The organism is Mesorhizobium sp. M0174, assembly GCF_040322275.1.
In the GTDB taxonomy this organism is placed as follows: Bacteria; Pseudomonadota; Alphaproteobacteria; order Rhizobiales; family Rhizobiaceae; genus Mesorhizobium.
On record NZ_JAMYTB010000013.1, the window covers coordinates 43,527 to 62,517 of the forward strand.

Genomic DNA, 18,991 nt, shown 5'->3' on the forward strand with positions numbered 1-18,991 from the left:
GGCGCCCTCACTTCTTCTTGCCGAGGCCATTCTTGCCAAGCATTGGCAGCCCGCCACCGCCCGGCAGGCCGGGAAATTTCATGCCGCCGGGCAGCCCAGGCAGGCCACCGCCACCGGGAAGACCGCCGGGCAGGCCCTTCATGCCGCCGAGCCCGGCCGCCTGCGCCTGCTTCTGCAAGGCTTCGAGCTGCTTGGGGTCCATCTTGGAGAGATCCGGCATGCCGCCGCCCATCATGCCGCCTCCGGGACCGCCTGGGCCGCCAGGCATCATGCCGCCGAGCCCCATCTTGGAAGCGAGGCCGCCCATCATGCCGCGCATCAGGCCGCCGCCTTTGCCCTTGCCGCCCATCGCCTTCATCATGTCGGCCATGCCGCGATGCATCTTCAACAGTTTGTTGATTTCGGCCGCGTCGGTGCCCGAGCCGGCGGCGATGCGCTTCTTGCGCGAGTGCTTCAGAATATCGGGGTTGGCGCGCTCCGCCTTGGTCATCGACGAGATGATGGCGAGCTGGCGGCCGAACATCTTGTCGTCGAGACCGGCGGCGGCCATCTGATCCTTCATCTTGCCCATACCGGGCATCATCCCCATGATGCCCCCCATGCCGCCCATTTTCGACATTTGCTGAAGCTGGCCGGCGAGGTCGTTCAGGTCGAACTTGCCCGACTGCATCTTCCTGGCCATCGCCGCCGCCTGTTCGGCGTCGATGTTCTCGGCCGCCTTTTCGACGAGGCTGACGATGTCGCCCATGCCGAGGATGCGGTCGGCGATACGCTTGGGATGGAATTCCTCCAGCGCGTCCATTTTTTCGCCGGTGCCGATCAGCTTGATCGGCTTGCCGGTAACGGCGCGCATCGAGAGCGCCGCACCACCGCGGCCGTCGCCGTCCATGCGAGTCAGCACGAGGCCGGTGATGCCGACGCGCTCGTCGAAGCTTTTTGCCAGATTGACGGCGTCCTGGCCGGTCAGCGAATCAGCAACCAGCAGGATCTCGTGCGGCGACGACATCTTCTTGATGTCGGCCATCTCGACCATCAGCGGCTCGTCGATGTGGGTGCGGCCGGCAGTGTCGAGGATGACGACGTCATGGCCGCCGAGCTTGGCCGCCTGCACGGCGCGGCGGGCGATATCGACCGGCGTCTGGCCGGCGACGATCGGCAATGTGGCGACCTTGACCTGCTCGCCGAGCTGGCGGAGCTGCTCTTGCGCGGCGGGACGCCGCGTGTCGAGCGAGGCCATCAAAACCTTCTTGTTTTGACGGTCGGTGAGGCGCCTGGCGATCTTGGCCGAGGTCGTCGTCTTGCCGGAACCCTGCAAGCCGACCATCATGACGACGACCGGAGCCGGTGCATTGAGATCGATGGCGACGCCCTCGGCGCCGAGCATCTCGACCAATTCGTCATGGACGATCTTGACGACCATCTGGCCGGGCTTGATCGACTTGACCACGGCGGCGCCGACGGCCTTCTCGCGCACCTTGTCGGTGAAGGAACGCACCACTTCCAGGGCCACGTCGGCCTCGAGCAACGCACGGCGCACCTCGCGCAGCGCCGCCGAGACGTCAGCCTCCGACAAGGCGCCGCGGCCGGTGAGGCCGTTCAGGATCGAACCAAGGCGCTCTTGCAGGGACTCAAACATTGGTCAACCCACCGCGCGACAGCGCCTTGGATTGATTTTGATCCCTGTCGGGCCGATGGCCCTCCACGCCTCTTGTGCGTTCCTGTAGCGATTCAAACATTCTTTTTCCTTTTCCCTGGCACCCGGATGATGCCCGAGAGGTAATGCGTTCGCGCCAACTGTCCAAGCAAAAGCCGGTCCGGGCAAAAGCCCAAAGCCAAAAAGCACCCGGGGGCGCATAGCGCTGCCGGGTGTTGGCCTCCGGGATCGATTTACAGCACTTCACCTCAAGGAGGTTTCGGCGTCCCGGTCGGTTTGCTCGGAGGAATACTCGTCGCGGATTTCGCGGCGTGTAGACAGGAAATCGGCTGCAGAGTCAAGCTTTCGTCAGGCTTTGCGCCAAATATGCTCGGGGCGGCAGGCAAGGCGCATCAGCGCACGCCGCCGGCGAGCGGCATATCCGGCTCGACCTTCAGCGGTGAGCGCGGATGCAAAAGCAACAGAACAGTCAACAGGGTGCTGACGATGCCGATCACGGCGATGAGGACGGCGTCTAAAGTCGTCCAGCCGGCGGATTCGAGCGGCTTGGCGTTGAACAGGGCGAAGGAATTATAGCTTTGCTGGTGCGAAATCAGCAGGAAACCGGTCAGATTGTTGCCGAGATGGGCGCCGAAGCCGGCACCGAGATTGCCGGTGGCATAGACCAGAAGGGTCAGCAACAGCGCAAAGGCGGCGATCGAGGCCAGCACGCAGGCATTGATGGCGGCGCTCGAACCTGGGCTCCAGTGCAGGGAGGTGAACAGCAATCCCGGCAGCAGCGCCCAGATGAAAGGGTTCTGGAACCGGCTCGCCAGGCCCCTGAGCAGATAACCGCGAAAAAGCATCTCCTCCGACGAGGTCTGCAGAAAGGTCAGGGTGGCGATCGGGATCAGGAACAAAAGCCACCAGGACAGGCCGATCGCGCCGCGCGCGATGTCGGGCTGCAAACCATAAAGCAGGATCTCGGAAAGCAGCGAGGTGATCAGCACCGCGGTCAACCCTTTCAGGAACCCCGCCCAAGAAATGCGCCGGCTGACGCCAATCAGGGCGGTCAGCTTTTCGCGATGGATCCAGCCCATTGCAGCCCAAAGGCCGAGCCAGATTCCGGCAAATGAAGCCAGCGCCGCGAGGATGCCCGCAGGAGAGGCCATGAAATCCTGCACCGCTCCTCCACCTAGCGGGGCGGTGCCAGATGACGCCTGCCAAACGGCAAAGGCATATGTGCCGCCGAACAGCACGGCGGCAGTGGTTCCGAGCCAGAACAGGATGACGACCACCGCTCCAAGCAGAAGCCGCGGCAAAGTGGTCTTGTTGTTGGTGGTGTGCCGGTACTGTTGGAAGGCGGTTGGGTCGATCGTCACGCGGGCTCGCTGGCTGGTGCTTCGGCTCGCAAGGTCTAGAACATCGGCCGCAATGTGGAAACCGGTATTGCAGCGGCAGTACCGGCTTGTGGCAATGTCGGCAGTGCGAGCGGCCGCCGCTATACGGTGACCGCCCTGTTTGTATTGTCAGCGCTCGACGTACATGATGCGCCTGGTGCCTGGATCGACCAGTGCCGGCTGGCCGTTCACATAGACATAGCGGTAATCATAGTCCGGAATCTCGCGCAGCTCGACGGTGTCAGGCAACGTCGCGCCGGTCACCACCTCGCCCTCGAGATAGACCGGTTCGAGCCGATGCGTACGGACATAGGTGCGGATCTCGGCCGGCGGTCTGCGGATGGGCTCGATCGCCTCGCCGGCAACGATCGCTCCGGTATAGGTGTCGGAATATTCGGCGCTATCGGCAGGCGGTGTCACGACGGCAATGTCGGCGCTGGCCGGACGCTGTGTCAGGACCACACGGCTGCCGCCGAAATCGGCCGTCACATAGTCGGAATAGACCCAGCCCTGGCCGTTGGCCTCGGCGATGGTACACCATTTGCTGTTGGCGATGCAGCCGTCGAGCGTCGCCGACTGGCCGGCCGCGAGCACACCGATGACCGGATATTGCGGGCCGGGGCCGGCGCGTACATTGAGATCGGTGATGGCCGAGACGGCGGTGTCGGCCAAAGCAGAGCCCGACATCGCTATGAGCGCTCCGGCCACCGCCGGAAACAATATGCGTTTCATGGTTTTCTCTCCGTTTCACAGTCCCTCGGGACCGAAAACGAAGCAAAGCCGCATGCGTTCCGGCTAAAAGGCTTCGGCCGGCTCACGATTTGTTCCAGTCGTTTTCGGCAGGTCGGTCAAAAGCTCGTGAACAAAAGCAAGTTTTTGCGCCGCCACGTCCGAGATGACGAAGGGATAGAGATCGGGCAGGCCCATACAGCGGTTGATCGAGTTGGACGCCTCCGACAGCACCAGCCAGCGCTCGAGAATCCTTTCGAAGGGCTCTGGCCTGGGGGCGGGTTCCGATGGTGCCGGCTGCAACTTGCCGCCGGTATCGGCGCGCGGCAGCTCGTTGGCTTCAACGGTCTCCAACCGGCCGAGCGGGAAATTCAGGGCATGCACCATCTCCAGCGTGTCGGTGATGTGCATGTGATGCGCCCATGTCTCGGCCCAGTCCTCCCATGGGTGCGACGTCGCATAGGCCGAGATATGGCGCTGCTGCCAGTCGGGCGGCGCGCCATCGGCATAATAGGTCTTCAGCGCCTGTTCGTAATCGGCGCGCTCGTCGCCGAACAAAGCGCGAAAACCGGCAAGCCTTTGCGGATCGTCGCGGATCAGGCGGTCCCAGTAATAATGGCCGAGTTCATGGCGGAAATGGCCGAGCAGCGTGCGGTAGTTCTCGCCCATCTCGACGCGCCGTCGCTCGCGCTCTGCCGAATCCGCCTCGGCGACGTTGAGCGTGATCCGGCCGTTGTCGTGGCCGGTCAAGATACGCTCGCCACCGGGACCGCCGCCGATCGGATCGGCAAGAAAATCGAAAGCGAGGCCGATCTCGTCGCCGGGATTCTGCTTGGGTGCGACCGGCAGGCCGAAGGCGAGCAGCGAATACACGGCACGCTTCTTTGCCGCCTCGACACGGATCCAGCGGCGGCGGTTGCCGTCGACCGACAGATCCGGAATCAGCTGGTTCAGCGCACAGGCGCGGCAGAAGGCGTGGCCGGGCTCCGCCATCCAGTTGCAGGCGCATTCGTCGGCATTGGTGCAATGGAAGACGTCGCCGCCGGACAGCGCGAAGCACGCATGCTCGGGATCGTAGAGCACGAGGCTGGCGCAGTTCAGGCATTGCGCGTTCTCGAAATAGAGACGATGGCCGCAATGCGGGCAGTCGAAAAGCTTCATTGGCGTCTCAAATCATTGGAAATGCGAAGGACGATACGAGCAGGAGAACGCCAAACGCCTGTCAGCTGCCCACGTTCCTGCCGGCCGACGCTATTTTGCCGCAAGCTGGGCGACGACCTCCTTGGCCACTGCCGCGCCCGATAGCCTGGCGCCGCCGCACGTCTGCATCAGCGGACCGGCCAAATGCTCGCCGGCGAAGAAGATCTTTTCCGCCACCGGCTGCATCAGCGTGGCGCGCGCTTGCGAGCGGCCTGGCCGCGCCGCCGCATAGGCGCCGCGCACGAACCGCTCAGCGCCCCAATTGGTCATCATCGCGCGTCCGACATGTTTTCGCACGTCGCCGCCAAAGATGCCGCAGAGCCGGTCGACGAGGCGGTGACGATAACCGCCTTGGCGCAGATGGTACCGCGATCGGTGACGCAGGCTACGCCCGGCCCATCCCAGACGATCTTGCGCACCGGCGTCGACAGTGCCACCGGCACATCGGCGCCGAAGCGCGCAACCAGCGTACCGAAGCCTTCCCTGGTGAAATAGTTCGGATCGAGATCGGCGGCCGCCTGAAAGTCGCGGATCGATATCTCGTCCTCGTCGGCGCCGAAATCCATCGGCCCGGCGAAGGTTGCGGCGGCGCGCGGCGCGTGTCCCTTGGCGAGCAATGCCGAAAGACGGTCGTCGTCGCCTTCCCTCACCTGATGTGCCGCCACCAGTTCGAACAGCCTTGCGTCGGCAACCTTCATCGCCGCCTCTTCGGCTTCGCTTGCCTTTCGCTCGCGGTAGTAGAGATGATCGACATTCATGTCGTGGTGATGAAGCGTCCAGGCGGCGGCTTTCGCCTCGGGAAAATAAGGATTGCGGTCCGCGGCATGCAACCAGGCGCAGCCGATGTCGAACGGCACGCCGAAATGCTGATCGCTGGTCCAGGCGCGGCCGCCAATGCGGTTCATCGCTTCCAACAATTTGAAGGAAAAACCGGCAGCGCGCAGAGTCTTGGCAGCCGAAAGCCCGGCTGAACCGGCGCCGATGATCACGACGTCAACGTCTTCCATGCTTATTCTGCCCCCGCCACAATAATTACTTGATCGTAGGCAAATTCCCGGGCGTCCGCCAGTGTGGTGGATTTGAGGTTCCTGCTGTATTGAGTGCATCGGCGTGGCGCCGGGGCAGTGACAAGCAGGTGTTTCGCAGGCAAGTTCGCAATTGGGAACGTGATTCCGGCAACCAGGAGAGCAGCATGGCATTTCTTGCCAAGAAGATGTTTGTAGTGGCCACGGTGGTGGCGGTGCTTGCGCTGGCGACGGGCGCGCAGGCGGCCAGCTGTGGCAAGAGCGGCGCCGGCTTCGAGGCGTGGAAACCGGAGTTCGCCGCGGAGGCCAAGGCCGACGGCGTCGGCTCGAAGGGTCTGGCCGCTCTGGCTCGCGCAACCTACGCGACAAAGACGATCTCCGTCGACCGCGCCATCCATAAGGCTTTCAGCGGCTCGGTGGAAGCTTTCATGAAGCGCCGTGGCGCGTCCGCGATCATTGCCAGGGGCCGCGCGCTGAAGAAGGCCAATGCTGCGCTGTTCGACAAGATCGAACAGAATTACGGCGTGTCGCCGGGCGTGTTGCTCGCCATCTGGGGCATGGAGACCGGCTTCGGTTCCGCCATGGGCAACCAGAATACGGTCTCCGCCATTTTAACGCTTGCTTATGACTGCCGCCGTCCGGAGTTCTTCTACCCGCATGCCATTGCGGCCCTGAAGCTGGTTGATCGCGGAGCGTTGAGCGCCTCGTCGGTCGGTGCCGCGCATGGCGAGATTGGTCACACGCAGTTCCTGCCCGGAAATGTTTTGACATATGGCGTAGGTAACAAAAACCTGCGCGACAAGGCCACTGCGTTGGCTTCTACCGCCAACTTCCTCAAGAGTCATGGTTGGCGACCGGGCGCCAGCGCGCAGGCGAATATCGGTGCAATTGCCGGCTGGAATTCCGCGAGCGTCTACCAACAGGCCATCGCCCATATCGCCGACGCGATCGACGGCGGCTGACTAGAAATGTCCGTTCGACAAAAAACCCGGCCGTGTGCCGGGCTTTTTGTCGGTGCGTGTGGCATGCCAAGAGCGGCGAGCGCCTGGGCTCTCAATTGTTCACGTAACCGCCGCCCAATGGGCATTTCTTGGAAGCGGGAACCTCGAAGGAGCCTGAGTAAACATTTGAGCAGGTACGGAACTTGGAGTTCGGTGGCGTTGAAGGAGCCGCCTTTGGCCTGCCCTCGATCACCGTCGGGACTCCGGCAGCTTGCGAGTAGCTGCCGCCCAAGGGGCATTTCTCGGAAGCGGCAACCTCGAAGGAGCCGGTGATAACATTTGAGCAGGTACGGAATTTGGGGTTCCGCGGCGCCGGGGTGGCCCTAGCAGCCGCCTTTGACTTGCCCTTGATGACCAGCCAGATTTCGGTCGATTGGTCGAGCTGCAGGCCGTTTATGTCGGAGTAGCTGATGCGTCCGGTGCGTATTCCTTCGCCAAGGCGCTGGCAGAACAAGGCCGGCATGCGCTCCTGTGAGACGCCCATGAAAGAGGCGATTTCGTGCTTGAACGTGATGCTCCACAGGTGGACAGCAGAGATGCACCCGTCTGGATTCTGCTCGCGTTTCGAGGCCGCCTGCGAGGACTGGCATCCAATAAAGACGATGGCTGCCGCAAGCAGGAGAAAAATGGCGTTTTTCATTATCAGAATCCCTCCGTCGCGCGAGGGAATTTAGATGAGGCGTTTAAAAGGTCAACAGGAGCCAATTTAGCTGGTTTGACTTTCTTATGTTAGAGATACCAAATAGAAACCCGGCGTCTCCGCCGGGTTTTCCTGGAATAGTATTTGGCTCAACCCTTGCGGCTACGCGCCGCTAGTGTCCTCAGCCTGAGCGCGTTGAGGCGGATGAAGCCTTCGGCATCCTTCTGATCATAGGCGCCGCGGTCGTCCTCGAAGGTGACCAGCGCATCGGAATAGAGCGAATTCCTCGACTTGCGGCCGGTGACAATCACGTTGCCCTTGTAGAGCTTCAGCCGCACGGTGCCTTCAACGTCTTCCTGGCTCTTGTCGATCATCGCCTGCAGCATCAGCCGCTCGGGCGCGAACCAGAAGCCGTTATAGATCAGCTCGGCGTAGCGCGGCATGAACTCGTCCTTGAGATGGGCGGCTCCGCGGTCGAGCGTGATCGATTCGATCGCCCGGTGGGCCGATATCAGGATGGTGCCGCCGGGGGTCTCGTAGACGCCGCGCGATTTCATGCCGACGAAACGGTTCTCGACCAGATCTAGCCGGCCAATGCCGTTGTCGCGGCCGAGATCATTGAGCGCCGCCAGCATCGTCGCCGGCGACAGTTTCTTGCCGTCGAGCGCAACCGGATCGCCCTTGAGGAATTCGATCTCGATCTCGGTGACCTCATCGGGCGCATCCATCGGCGAGATGGTGCGCTGGTGGACGAATTCCGGCGGCTCGCTCCACGGGTCCTCTAGCACCTTGCCCTCGGAGGAGGAGTGCAGAAGGTTGGCGTCGACCGAGAACGGCGCATCGCCTTTCTTGTCCTTCGGCACCGGGATCTGGTGCTGCTCAGCGAAGTTGATCAGGTCGGTGCGCGACTTGAACGACCAGTCGCGCCAGGGTGCGATGACCTTGATGTCGGGGTTCAGCGCATAAGCGGAAAGCTCGAAACGCACCTGATCGTTACCCTTGCCGGTGGCCCCATGCGCGATCGCGTCGGCGCCGGTCTCCCTGGCGATCTCGACAAGATGTTTCGAGATCAGCGGCCGGGCGATCGAGGTGCCGAGCAGATAGCTGCCTTCATAGACGGCGTTGGCGCGGAACATCGGGAAGACGAAATCGGATACGAACTCCTCGCGGACATCTACGATGCGGATGTCCTTGATGCCCATCATCTCGGCCTTGCGCCTAGCCGGCTCCAGTTCGCCACCCTGGCCGAGATCGGCGGTGAAGGTGACGACCTCGGCGCCGAGCTCGGTCTGCAGCCATTTCAGGATGATCGAGGTATCGAGGCCGCCGGAATAGGCGAGCACGACTTTCTTGACGGCTTTTGCTTTCGACATGGTGGGCAGTTCCGCGACAGGGGTTCTTCGCGGGCGAGGTATCACGGCGTTTTAGGCCAGCGCAAGGGACGAACGATGCTTGGACCAGATGCTGTATCGCTCAGAGGCTGGCGAGCACACGGGTCCTGCGCTATGGCTGCGCCGTCTTTTGCCGCTAGGAGACGAGCCATGTCCTTCATCCCCGACAGTACGACGCTTATCCAGTTCGCCATCGCCACCTTCATCCTGGCGATCACGCCCGGGCCTGACATGACGCTGTTCGTCTCGCGCACGCTGAGCCAGGGCCGTGCCACCGGCTTTGCCTCGATGGCCGGCGCCTTGTGCGGCACACTGATTCACACCACGCTGGTGGTGGTCGGCGTCTCGGCGCTGATCGTCGCCTCGCCGATGGCGTTCTTCGTGCTGAAGATTTTCGGCGCCGGCTATCTGGTCTTCCTGGCATGGCAGGCGATCACAAAAGGGTCGGCGTTTTCACCGGAGAAGAAGAGCGGGCCGCAGATCTCGCTGTTCCGCAGCTGGGCCGCGGGGCTCGGGGTCAATCTGCTCAACCCGAAGATCATCCTGTTCTTCATGACCTTCCTGCCGCAATTCGTCTCCGCGCATGATCCCAACGCGCCGGGAAAGCTGTTCTTCCTCGGCGTGATGTTCGTCGTGCTGGCGATCCCGGTGACGGCGCCGATGGTGCTGGCGGCGGAAAAATTCTCGGCCGCGATGAAATCCAGCCCGCGTGTGACCCGCGTCGTCGACTATCTGTTTGCCGGAGTTTTTTCGGCCTTCGCGCTCAAGATCCTGACGGCCCAGGCGAAATAGGTACTTTCATTTTGCGCATGATCCTTTCCGAGCCTTTGGTTCGGGGTCATGCGCTGATCTGGCGCCAGCTTCCGGCCGAGCGCCCGGCGCTCAGCCAGTAGAAAATACCGCCGACCATACCGCAGCCGATCACCGCCAGCATGACGCTTGTGTTGGTAACCTCGAAATTGGCATCGGCCGTCTGGTGGACGAAGCCGAGGAAGACCGCCGCTACCGCCGCGCCCGCCAGTGCATAGAACAGCCAGTCCCGCCGGCCAAGGATCTCGGAAACCAGGATGGCGATCGCCGCCGGCATGAAAGCGAAATAAGCGACGAACAGCCCGACGAAGGGGATTGAAAACCACAGCGAAGCCTGCGCCGCCGGTTGCGTCTCGTCCGTCATCAGCCCAAGAGACGCCAGGACCATGATGTTAAGGAAGGCGCTTGCCGCCAGCGAAGCAACGCCATAGCCGACCAGGATGACGGCGAAGCGGATCAGATAGGCGACGACGCGATTCACACCTCGCCATGCCCCGCGATCATCATCGCTTCCAGCGCCAGCCGGTCGACCTTGCGCATACGCTCGGAGTCCGACTTGAGCTGGCCGCAGGCGGCGAGGATGTCGCGGCCGCGCGGCGTGCGGATCGGCGAAGCATAGCCGGCATTGTTGATGTAGTCGGCGAACTTCTCGATCGTTTCCCAGTCCGAGCACTGATAGTTGGTGCCCGGCCACGGATTGAACGGAATCAGATTGATCTTGGCGGGGATGCCCTTGAGCAACTTGACCAGCGCCTTGGCGTCCTCGATCGAATCGTTGACGTCCTTCAGCATCACATATTCGAAGGTGATCCGCTTGGCGTTGGACAGACCGGGATAGGCCCGGCAGGCAGCGATCAGCTCGTTCAGCGGATACTTCTTGTTGATCGGCACCAAAAGGTCGCGCAGATCGTCATTGGTGGCGTGCAGCGAGATCGCCAGCATCACACCGATCTCCTCGCCGGTGCGGAAGATCTCGGGCACGACGCCCGATGTCGAGAGCGTGATGCGCCTCTTCGAGAGGGAAAGCCCGTCGCCGTCGGATGCGATCAGCAGCGCCTTCTTCACCGCCTCGAAATTATAGAGCGGCTCGCCCATGCCCATCATGACGACGTTGGACACTTTCCGGCCCTCGGCCGGCACGATGGCGCCGTCGGGTGTGTCGCGGTCGGGGAAATCGCCGAGCCGGTCGCGGGCGGTCAAAAGCTGGGCGAGGATTTCCTCGGCGGTCAGGTTGCGCACCAGCTTCTGCGTGCCGGTGTGGCAGAAGGAGCAGGTCAGGGTGCAGCCGACCTGCGAAGAGATGCAGAGCGTGCCGCGGCCTTCTTCGGGAATGTAGACGGTCTCGATCTCGACCGGCCGGCCGGCGCCGCGCGGCGGAAAGCGGAACAGCCATTTGCGCGTGCCGTCGGAGGAAATCTGCTCCTCGACGATCTCGGGCCTGGCAACGGTGAAATGCCTGTCGAGCGCGGCGCGCAGATCCTTGGAGATGTTGAACATGCCGGCAAAGTCGGAAACGCCGCGCACATAGATCCAATGCCAGAGCTGTTGGGCGCGCATTTTCGCCTGGCGCTCCGGCACGATGCCGGCGGCGACGAGGGCGGCCCCGAGTTCGGCGCGCGTCAGGCCGATCAGCGACGGCTTTTCAGGCGTCGTGCGGGTACGCAACGCGTCACGCGCGCCCTCAGTGGTAAGATCGAATGAAAGGGTCATTGTTGCGCCAATATAAGCGATTTGCGGCCGAATACAGCATCGGGCCCGAAATGAAGCGCGGCGCATAGCACAGGTTAGCGGCGGAGTCATGCAGGTGGTCTTTCCTTCTCCCCTGCGAGAAGGTGGCCCGAGCGTAGCTCGGTCGGGGGTGTTCCAGCTTGGCGCCGACCGCGTTCCGTCCAACACCCCTCTTCCGTCTCGGCGCTGCGCGCCGATCCACCTTCTCCCACAAGGAGGGAAGGGAAGACCGCGCCTAACCGCCTACTTGCACTTGGCGATCGAGGCCAGCGCCGCCGAGATGCCCTTCAGCGAGAAGACGTAAGTGGTGGTGTTGCCGCGGCCGGACTTGGCCGACACCTTCATGTCGGTGCCGGTCTTCATCGCGGCGATCAGCACCGGCTCCTCGGCGGCGTTCTCGACCCAGGCCGACTTGCCGCGCGTGAACATCGAGAAAGACTTCTTGTCGATGGTGACGGTGGCCTTGGAACCCTCCTGGAAGGTATAGCCGGCAATGAATTGCGGCTCGTAGGACACTTGCTGCCCCGGCCGCTGGCTGACGAAGAAGAACATGTCGCCGTGATCGAGCGTCGGCGGCTGCTTGTCGGTTGGCACGGTCAGGACATAGCAGACCTTGCCGCCGCCCGACGCCTGATAGCTGTAGGTGCCCCAGGCATTATGCTGGCCGATCTTGGTGGCCGACTGCGCCAGCGCGGGCGCCGTCAGGGCCACCAGGGCCAGGCTGGAAACTATAGCAATCAATCCGCGCATCGCTTTTCCCGTATTCCACTGGTGCGGCGGCAGGCCGGCTCGGCGTCCTGCCCGTCGCTTCATTTTGATTTAATCTGGGTTACCAAACGGTGAATTTCCCTAAGAAAAGGATGTTCACGCCAGGAAACCGCCGCCGTCTTCGCACTGCCGCTCGAAAAAGCGGCTGGCGCACTGTCCCTGCCGCGACTTGGAGGCCACGAAAACGGCAAGAGTTTGACTTTTCAAGCAGCTAGGTTTCGGGGCGATTCCCGCTTTTCTTGAGGTACGTGACGAATTTCCCTGCAGGCGGTACCATGTCTGCGTTCGTCGCCACGGCACTCGGCCAGGGTGCCCTCCTTGGCGGCTTACGGGAGATTTGGCCATGGCCATTTCCGAGACAGTCCTGATCCTCGCGGGCGGCACAGTCGTCCTGGCGATCGTGTTTGGCATTCGTGTCGGCGTCCGCGCGGCGGCTAGCGGCGCGGTGCCCCGGTCGGATGGCGGAGAGGCGGCGGGCGGATCGGGCGCGTCCGACGTGCCCGGGGTCATTGCGCTACCGCCTTTGATTTTCCTCGGCTTCCTGGCGGCGGCAACCGTGCTCGAGGTGCTCGCGCCGCTCCCGGTCATGGCCGGGCAGGCGCTCGCCCGCTATCTGGCCGGCGCCGTGCTCGCGGTGTGCGGCTTCGTGTTCCTCTTTATGGCGGCGGGCCGCTTTCAGGCCGCTGGAACCAACATACCACCGACCTTGCCAACGACGGCGCTGGTCGTCGACGGTATCTATCGGCGGACCAGAAACCCGTTGTATCTGGGAGCGACCCTCATTTATCTGGGCTTCGGCGTCGCCGCCGGAAGTCTTTGGGCTATCGCGCTCGTCATCCCCCTGCTGTGGGTGATCAATACCGGCGTCATCGCGCCGGAAGAGCGCTATCTCGAGCGCAAGTTCGGAGATGCCTATCGCGCCTACAAGGCGCGGGTGCGGCGGTGGGTTTGATGGCCGGAAAGTCTCGCGCGATTTTTTGCGCCGTGCCGGCTCAGCTCTTGTCGGCGATGGCCTGTTTGGCGGCGAGCCGGTGCGCGGGCGTGATGTGGGCGCTGACGGTTGTGATCGCGGCGGTCAGTACGGCGATGTCGTCGGTGAAGCCAAGCCCAACGATGAAATCGGGGATGACGTCCGTCGGCAGCACGAAATAGCCGAGCGCAGCCAGCAATGTGCCCTTGGCGCGAAGCGGCGTCTTCTTGTCCATGGCGCAGTAATAGGCGGCGACCACCTCTTCCATAAACGGGATATGCCGGGCGGCTTTCTTCGCCGTACGCCAGAACTTGTCGCGCACCTCACTCTCGTTGCCCGGCTTGCTGCCGAGGCCGAAGAAATCAAAACCGGATTTTTGCGCCATCAATCTCTCCGTGCGGCCGTCGCGTGACTTCACGCATGACCACGAGGCAAAATGTGGTGAAAGCCGAACCTCGCTGCAAGGTGCAGCTAGGCTCAGCCGCCGAAATAGCGGTTCATCTTCCTGGCCAGATCGAAATCCAGCGCCGTCAGGCCGCCGGCGTCGTGCGTGTTGAGGGTCACGTTCACCGTCTTGTAGACGTTCGACCAGTCGGGATGGTGGTCCATCTTCTCCGCCGCCAGGGCGACGCGGGTCATGAAGGCAAAGGCTTCGGAGAAATTCTTGAAGGTGAAGGTGCGGGTGATCGAGCCGCCATCCTTGGCCAGCGACCAGCCTTCGAGGCCGGCAAGTTCGGCGCGGATCGCCTCTTTTGCTAGTTTCTCCCTGGCCATATCCGCCTACCGCATGATCCGCGAAGCGTCGGCGACGCCGACCAAACGGCTGGCGATGCGGTTGTCGGCACCTGAAAGCGGCCAGGCCTCCTCGACGACGTAAGGCCCGCCGCCGACCGAATCGCGCGACGACATCAGCACGAAGCGGCCGACCCGGAACGGCAGCGTCGAAAAATTGCCGCGTGCCGACAGGTACTGGGCGACATCGAGCGGGCTCGAATTGCGCAGGCGGGCCAGCGTCACATGCGGCATGAACTTGCGCGGGTCGGCCGGGATGCCGAGCCGCTGGCAGATGCGCTCGATCTCGGCCTGCAATGCGGAAAGATCGGGCGAAGCGGCGACCCCGGCCCACACCGCATGCGGCTTCTTCTGGCCGAAGGCGCCGACGCCGGACAGCGTCAGCGGGAAGGAGGCGCGGTGAACACGGTCGAGCGCGTTGGCGATTTCGTCGGCGACATGGCCCTCGACATCGCCGATGAAGCGCAGCGTCAGATGATAGTTCTCGACGTCGATCCAGCGGGCTCCGGGCAGGCCGCCCCTGAGCAGGGACAGCGAAAGAGCGGCATCACGCGGTATTTCGAGGGCGGTAAAAAGACGCGGCATGGGAAGCCTCCTGTCCTCGAATCGAACTCTTGCCCCTAGCGAATCATCGATATTCGAACGGGGCAAGCGGTTTGTTGGTCGCAGGGCTGCCTAAAATCTTCCCCTACGGAATGTGGTGCGGCGGCGAACCCTCGCCTTCAGGAATTACCCCGCACCGTTGCAATGGCCTTCTCCACACCGGGCAGGATACCCTCGACGATGCGGTCGACGCCTCCGGCGTTCGGATGAAGGCCGTCCTCGAGCTGCAGGACGGATTGACCAGCGATGCCCTCGAGAAAGAAAGGATAGAGCGGCACGCCGTATTTTTCAGCCAGTCGCGGAAAGATTGCGTCGAACGCCTTCTGGTAGTCGGCGCCGAGATTGGGCGCCGCGCGCATTCCGGCAAGCAAAACGGCGATCTTGCGCTGCTTCAGTTTTGCCAGCATGGCGTCCAGGTTTTTTTCCGCTATGGCGGGCGAAACGCCGCGCAGCATGTCGTTGGCGCCGAGCTCCAGGATGACGAGTTGCGTTCCGTCCGGCACCGACCAGTCGAGCCGTGACAGGCCGCCGCTCGTCGTATCGCCGGAGACGCCAGCATTGGCGACCGTGACATCGTAGCCCTTGGCGCGAAGCGCCGCCTGCAGCTTTTCGGTGAAGCCCTGACCTGGCCCGAGCCCATAACCCGCCATCAAGCTGTCGCCTAAACCGACAATGGTGAAGGGTTCGGCGCGCGCCGACGAAATGGCGCCGCAAACGGCGAGGAAAACGGCGAAGGCTGCGGCAAAGGTGTGTTTGAAAGCCATGCGGCAGGCCCCATATGAACCAGGAACATCTGTTGGCGAAGGCAGGTTTTCATCTTTTGTCGAGCATCGGATGCTCTAGCCTTCATCCTCCATATAGGACGATTTGATTTTGGAAGAAGCCGTCATTTCGCTGAAAGACGTATCGCTGACGCTCGGTGAAGGTGGCTCCTCGGTCCATGTGCTGAAGGGCGTCAGCCTCAATGTGGCGGGCGGCGAAGCGACAGGCATCGTTGGACCCTCAGGTTCGGGAAAGTCGACATTGCTGATGGTTTTGGCTGGGCTTGAAAGGGTCGATTCGGGCACGGTTCGAATTGCCGGCGAGCTGCTCAACGGCAAAAGCGAAGACCAGATCGCATCGTTTCGGGGGCGAAACATCGGCATCGTATTCCAGTCTTTCCATCTCATCCCCAACATGACGGCGCTGGAAAACGTTGCCGTCCCGCTGGAGCTTGCCGGCCATGCCGATCCGTTCGGCGTGGCGGCGCGCGAGCTGGCGGCGGTCGGCCTCAGCGATCGCGTCACCCATTACCCCGGCGAATTGTCTGGCGGCGAGCAACAGCGCGTGGCGATCGCCCGGGCGCTGGCGCCGTCGCCGCGCATCCTGATCGCCGACGAGCCGACCGGCAATCTCGACCAGGCGACGGGGCGGCACGTCGCCGACCTGCTGTTTGCCAAGGCCGCGGAACGCGGCATGACGCTGGTGCTGGTCACACATGACCCGGTACTCGCGGCGCGCTGCTCGCGCCAGGTGTCGATGCGGTCGGGGCTGATCGAGGACGCGCCTGAGCCGGCCACCAGGGCCGGCAAGGTGACCGCCTGATGCCGCTGTCGCAAACACTGAGGCTCGCCTTTCGGTTTTCGCTGCGCGAAATGCGTGGCGGGCTGTCCGGCTTCCTGATCTTCCTTGCCTGCATCGCGCTCGGCGTCGCGGCAATCGGCGGCGTCAATTCGGTGGCGCAAGCGATTTCCGCCGGTGTTGCCGACCAGGGCCAGACGCTGCTCGGCGGCGATCTCCGCTTCCAGCTCAACCAGCGCGATCTTACCAGAGCCGAACGCAGCTTCGTCGACCGGCTTGGCGCGGTTTCGCACAGTGCCAACATGCGCTCGATGGCCAGGCTCGAGGACGGCTCCGACCAGGCGCTGGTCGAGGCCAAGGCGGTCGACGGCGCCTATCCGCTCTATGGCGCGCTTGAGACCGAGCCGGTGCTGTCGCGAGAGGATCTGTTCGGCGAAAAATCCGGCGTCTTCGGCGCCGCCGCCCCGGCTCTCTTGTTCGAGCGGCTACATCTTGGCATCGGCGACCGGCTGAAGCTCGGCAGCGCGACATTCGAGCTGCGTGCAAGGCTGGTCAACGAGCCGGATGCGGTGTCGGATGGCTTCGGCTTTGCGCCGCGGCTGATGGTGTCGACCGACGGGCTTGCCGCTTCCGGCCTGATCCAGCCGGGCAGCCTGGTCGAGAACGCCTATAAGGTCCGGCTGCCCGGCGGCACCGGCGACGCACAGATCAAGGCGATCCAGGAGCAGGTGGCAAAAGAGTTCCCGCAGGCCGGCTGGTCGATCCGCACGCGCAGCAACGCGGCGCCGGCGTTGTCCTCGAACATCGAGCGGTTCTCGCAATTCCTGACGCTGGTTGGGCTGACGGCGCTGGTGGTCGGCGGCGTCGGCGTGGCCAATGCCGTGCGTGCCTATCTCGACGGCAAGCGCGGCGTCATCGCCACCTTCAAGAGCCTAGGGGCTTCGGGCGGGTTCGTCTTTGCCGTCTATCTGGTGCAGATCCTGATGATCGCCGCCCTCGGCATCACGCTGGGCCTGGTGCTCGGCGCATTGATGCCGTTCGCGGCCAGCGCCGCACTCCAATCGGTTATTCCTGTGCCGGCGGAAGGTGGGTTCTATCCCGGCGCCCTCGGCATGGCAGCGCTGTTCGGGCTGCTGGTGACGCTGGCTTTCGCCTTGCTTCCGCTCGGCCGCGCCCGCGACGTGCCGGCAACGGCGCTGTTTCGCGAAATGGGTTTCGAGGGCCGCGGTTTTCCCCACCCGCTCTACATCGCCGCGGCATTGGGCATCGCCCTGCTCTTGGCGGTACTGGTGATCCTGTTTTCCGACGACCGCCGTATTGCCTCGATCTTCATTGGGGCCACGGTGGTGTCGTTCCTGGTCCTGCGTGTCGTCGGCTCGCTGGTGCAGTGGGCGGCAAAGAAAAGCCCGCGCGTGCGTTCGACCGCGCTCAGGCTCGCCATCGGCAACATCCATCGGCCAGGCGCCTTGACGCCATCGGTGGTTCTGTCGCTTGGCCTCGGGCTGACGCTGCTGGTGACGCTGGCGCTGATCGACGGCAATCTCAGGCGGCAGATCTCGGGCAGCCTGCCGGAACGGGCGCCGAACTTCTTCTTCGTCGATATCCAGAGCGGCGACGTCGATGCTTTCTCTGCGCTGGTCGGCAAAGAGGCGCCGCAGGGCAGGCTGATCAAGGTGCCGATGCTGCGCGGCCGGGTGATGGCGCTCAACGGCGTCGCTGTCGACAAGGTCAAGGTTCCGGCCGAGGGCGCCTGGGTGCTGCGCGGCGATCGCGGCCTGACCTATGACGCAAAGCTGCCGGAGAATGCGACGCTGACCGAGGGCAGCTGGTGGCCGGAGAACTATGCCGGCGAGCCGCTGGTCTCGTTTTCCGCCGAGGAAGGCAACGAGATTGGGCTGAAGCTCGGCGACACCATCACCGTCAACGTGCTCGGCCGCAACATCACGGCCAAGATCGCCAATTTCCGCCAGGTCGAATGGGAAACCATGGGCATCAATTTCGTCATGGTGTTCTCGCCCAACACATTCGCCGGGGCGCCGCACGGCTGGTTGGCTACGCTGACCGAGACGAATGCGTCGGCAGCCGACGACGCGCACCTTCTCAACGCCGTCACGCGTGCCTTTCCCGCGGTCACGACGGTCAGGGTCAAGGACGCGCTCGAAATCGTCAACCGGCTGGTGGCGCAGCTCGGCACAGCAATCAGGGCGGCAGCGGGCGTGGCGTTGATCGCCTCGGTGCTGGTGCTGGCCGGCGCGCTCGCCGCCGGCAACCGGGCTCGCATCCACGACGCGGTGGTGCTGAAGACCCTGGGTGCGACCAGGAAAACGCTGATCGCCGCTTTTTCGCTGGAATACATGCTGATCGGCCTTGCCACCGCGATCTTCGCACTGGCGGCGGGCGGTGTAGCGGCATGGTTCGTCGTCGCGCGCATCATGACGCTGCCATCGCACTTCATGCCCGAGGTGGCGGTGGCGACCATCGGCTTTTCACTGGTGGTCACCGTCGGCATCGGCCTTGCCGGCACGTGGCGGGTGCTGGGCCACAAGGCGGCGCCGGTGCTGCGGAATCTTTGAGCCAGAGCCGGTTTTGATTAAATCTCGTTAATGTTTCGGGCGGGAAGGCCAATAAAACCGGATCTCTGGCACTTCACGGAGCATTACGTTTGGTTACGGTCTTGTCCTTTACACCAAGAACCATCATATTTCGGCGCAGGCATGCTGGAGCCCCGCCAGCGGCGCCTG

Annotated in this window: 20 protein-coding genes; 5 read left to right on the top strand and 15 right to left on the bottom strand. The window is 63.3% G+C overall.

Annotation, left to right across the window (positions count from 1 at the left end):
• Positions 1–7: 7 nt before the first annotated feature.
• The 6 genes from ffh to NKJ13_RS22530 form a co-directional block, all read right to left on the bottom strand.
• A complete protein-coding gene (ffh, locus tag NKJ13_RS22505) occupies positions 8–1,636 on the bottom strand; it encodes a signal recognition particle protein (protein WP_352738377.1) in 1,629 nt (542 codons plus the stop codon).
• 410 nt (positions 1,637–2,046) lie between these two features.
• On the bottom strand, positions 2,047–3,015 hold the full coding sequence (locus NKJ13_RS22510) for a CPBP family intramembrane glutamic endopeptidase (RefSeq protein ID WP_352738375.1): 969 nt from the start codon (positions 3,013–3,015) through the stop codon (positions 2,047–2,049).
• Between the two features lie 147 nt (positions 3,016–3,162).
• A complete protein-coding gene (locus NKJ13_RS22515) occupies positions 3,163–3,765 on the bottom strand; it encodes a DUF1236 domain-containing protein (RefSeq protein ID WP_352479695.1) in 603 nt (200 codons plus the stop codon).
• A 63-nt stretch (positions 3,766–3,828) separates the two neighbouring features.
• Positions 3,829–4,923, bottom strand: coding sequence for a zinc-binding metallopeptidase family protein (locus NKJ13_RS22520; RefSeq protein ID WP_352701222.1), 1,095 nt, complete (start codon positions 4,921–4,923; stop codon positions 3,829–3,831).
• Between the two features lie 90 nt (positions 4,924–5,013).
• Positions 5,014–5,235 carry an FAD-dependent oxidoreductase gene (locus tag NKJ13_RS22525; protein ID WP_352778362.1) on the bottom strand — a complete coding sequence of 74 codons (222 nt, stop codon included), beginning with the start codon at positions 5,233–5,235 and terminating at the stop codon, positions 5,014–5,016.
• Entirely contained in the window at positions 5,232–5,969 is a 738-nt protein-coding gene (locus tag NKJ13_RS22530) for a flavin monoamine oxidase family protein (RefSeq protein ID WP_352738371.1), read from the bottom strand. Before NKJ13_RS22530 ends, NKJ13_RS22525 begins: the two co-directional genes overlap by 4 nt.
• Positions 5,970–6,154: 185 nt before the next feature.
• Here NKJ13_RS22530 and NKJ13_RS22535 point away from each other — a divergent pair, with 185 nt between their 5' ends.
• Positions 6,155–6,949, top strand: coding sequence for a lytic murein transglycosylase (locus tag NKJ13_RS22535; RefSeq protein ID WP_352479692.1), 795 nt, complete (start codon positions 6,155–6,157; stop codon positions 6,947–6,949).
• Positions 6,950–7,040: 91 nt separating this feature from the next.
• On the opposite strand, the gene NKJ13_RS22540 is transcribed toward NKJ13_RS22535, so the two are convergent.
• Both NKJ13_RS22540 and NKJ13_RS22545 read right to left on the bottom strand, forming a co-directional pair.
• Positions 7,041–7,628, bottom strand: coding sequence for a hypothetical protein (locus NKJ13_RS22540; RefSeq protein ID WP_352738369.1), 588 nt, complete (start codon positions 7,626–7,628; stop codon positions 7,041–7,043).
• Between the two features lie 149 nt (positions 7,629–7,777).
• The gene (locus NKJ13_RS22545) at positions 7,778–9,001 is read right to left on the bottom strand and encodes an argininosuccinate synthase (RefSeq protein ID WP_352738366.1); all 1,224 of its coding nucleotides are present in this window, start codon (positions 8,999–9,001) and stop codon (positions 7,778–7,780) included.
• A gap of 168 nt (positions 9,002–9,169) precedes the next feature.
• Here NKJ13_RS22545 and NKJ13_RS22550 point away from each other — a divergent pair, with 168 nt between their 5' ends.
• Positions 9,170–9,811, top strand: a complete 642-nt coding sequence (locus tag NKJ13_RS22550) for a LysE family translocator (RefSeq protein ID WP_254817881.1) — start codon at positions 9,170–9,172, stop codon at positions 9,809–9,811.
• A 46-nt stretch (positions 9,812–9,857) separates the two neighbouring features.
• On the opposite strand, the gene NKJ13_RS22555 is transcribed toward NKJ13_RS22550, so the two are convergent.
• The 3 genes from NKJ13_RS22555 to NKJ13_RS22565 all read right to left on the bottom strand — a co-directional run bounded on the left by NKJ13_RS22555 (position 9,858) and on the right by NKJ13_RS22565 (position 12,307).
• Entirely contained in the window at positions 9,858–10,310 is a 453-nt protein-coding gene (locus NKJ13_RS22555) for a hypothetical protein (protein ID WP_352738365.1), read from the bottom strand.
• Positions 10,307–11,539 carry a dual-specificity RNA methyltransferase RlmN gene (gene rlmN / locus NKJ13_RS22560; protein WP_352738363.1) on the bottom strand — a complete coding sequence of 411 codons (1,233 nt, stop codon included), beginning with the start codon at positions 11,537–11,539 and terminating at the stop codon, positions 10,307–10,309. Before rlmN ends, NKJ13_RS22555 begins: the two co-directional genes overlap by 4 nt.
• A gap of 261 nt (positions 11,540–11,800) precedes the next feature.
• Positions 11,801–12,307 carry an invasion associated locus B family protein gene (locus tag NKJ13_RS22565; RefSeq protein ID WP_023721899.1) on the bottom strand — a complete coding sequence of 169 codons (507 nt, stop codon included), beginning with the start codon at positions 12,305–12,307 and terminating at the stop codon, positions 11,801–11,803.
• Positions 12,308–12,668: 361 nt separating this feature from the next.
• On the opposite strand from NKJ13_RS22565, the gene NKJ13_RS22570 reads away from it, so the two are divergent.
• Positions 12,669–13,277: a methyltransferase family protein gene (locus tag NKJ13_RS22570; protein WP_352738361.1), complete on the top strand. Its 609-nt coding sequence runs from the start codon at positions 12,669–12,671 to the stop codon at positions 13,275–13,277.
• A 40-nt stretch (positions 13,278–13,317) separates the two neighbouring features.
• Here NKJ13_RS22570 and NKJ13_RS22575 read toward each other — a convergent pair whose 3' ends face one another.
• The 4 genes from NKJ13_RS22575 to NKJ13_RS22590 form a co-directional block, all read right to left on the bottom strand.
• Positions 13,318–13,680: a YkvA family protein gene (locus NKJ13_RS22575; protein ID WP_352701228.1), complete on the bottom strand. Its 363-nt coding sequence runs from the start codon at positions 13,678–13,680 to the stop codon at positions 13,318–13,320.
• 92 nt (positions 13,681–13,772) lie between these two features.
• Positions 13,773–14,069 (bottom strand): 4a-hydroxytetrahydrobiopterin dehydratase, encoded by a 297-nt coding sequence (locus NKJ13_RS22580; protein ID WP_254817876.1) that lies wholly within the window; start codon positions 14,067–14,069, stop codon positions 13,773–13,775.
• A 6-nt stretch (positions 14,070–14,075) separates the two neighbouring features.
• Complete coding sequence (gene thpR / locus NKJ13_RS22585) at positions 14,076–14,672, bottom strand: RNA 2',3'-cyclic phosphodiesterase (RefSeq protein ID WP_352738358.1); 597 nt, start codon at positions 14,670–14,672, stop codon at positions 14,076–14,078.
• A 137-nt stretch (positions 14,673–14,809) separates the two neighbouring features.
• The gene (locus NKJ13_RS22590; protein ID WP_352650229.1) at positions 14,810–15,454 is read right to left on the bottom strand and encodes an arylesterase; all 645 of its coding nucleotides are present in this window, start codon (positions 15,452–15,454) and stop codon (positions 14,810–14,812) included.
• 109 nt (positions 15,455–15,563) lie between these two features.
• Here NKJ13_RS22590 and NKJ13_RS22595 point away from each other — a divergent pair, with 109 nt between their 5' ends.
• Together NKJ13_RS22595 and NKJ13_RS22600 are read left to right on the top strand one after the other, a co-directional pair.
• Positions 15,564–16,274: an ABC transporter ATP-binding protein gene (locus NKJ13_RS22595; RefSeq protein WP_352479681.1), complete on the top strand. Its 711-nt coding sequence runs from the start codon at positions 15,564–15,566 to the stop codon at positions 16,272–16,274.
• Entirely contained in the window at positions 16,274–18,823 is a 2,550-nt protein-coding gene (locus NKJ13_RS22600; RefSeq protein WP_352738356.1) for an ABC transporter permease, read from the top strand. Before NKJ13_RS22595 ends, NKJ13_RS22600 begins: the two co-directional genes overlap by 1 nt.
• The last annotated feature ends 168 nt before the right edge of the window (positions 18,824–18,991 follow it).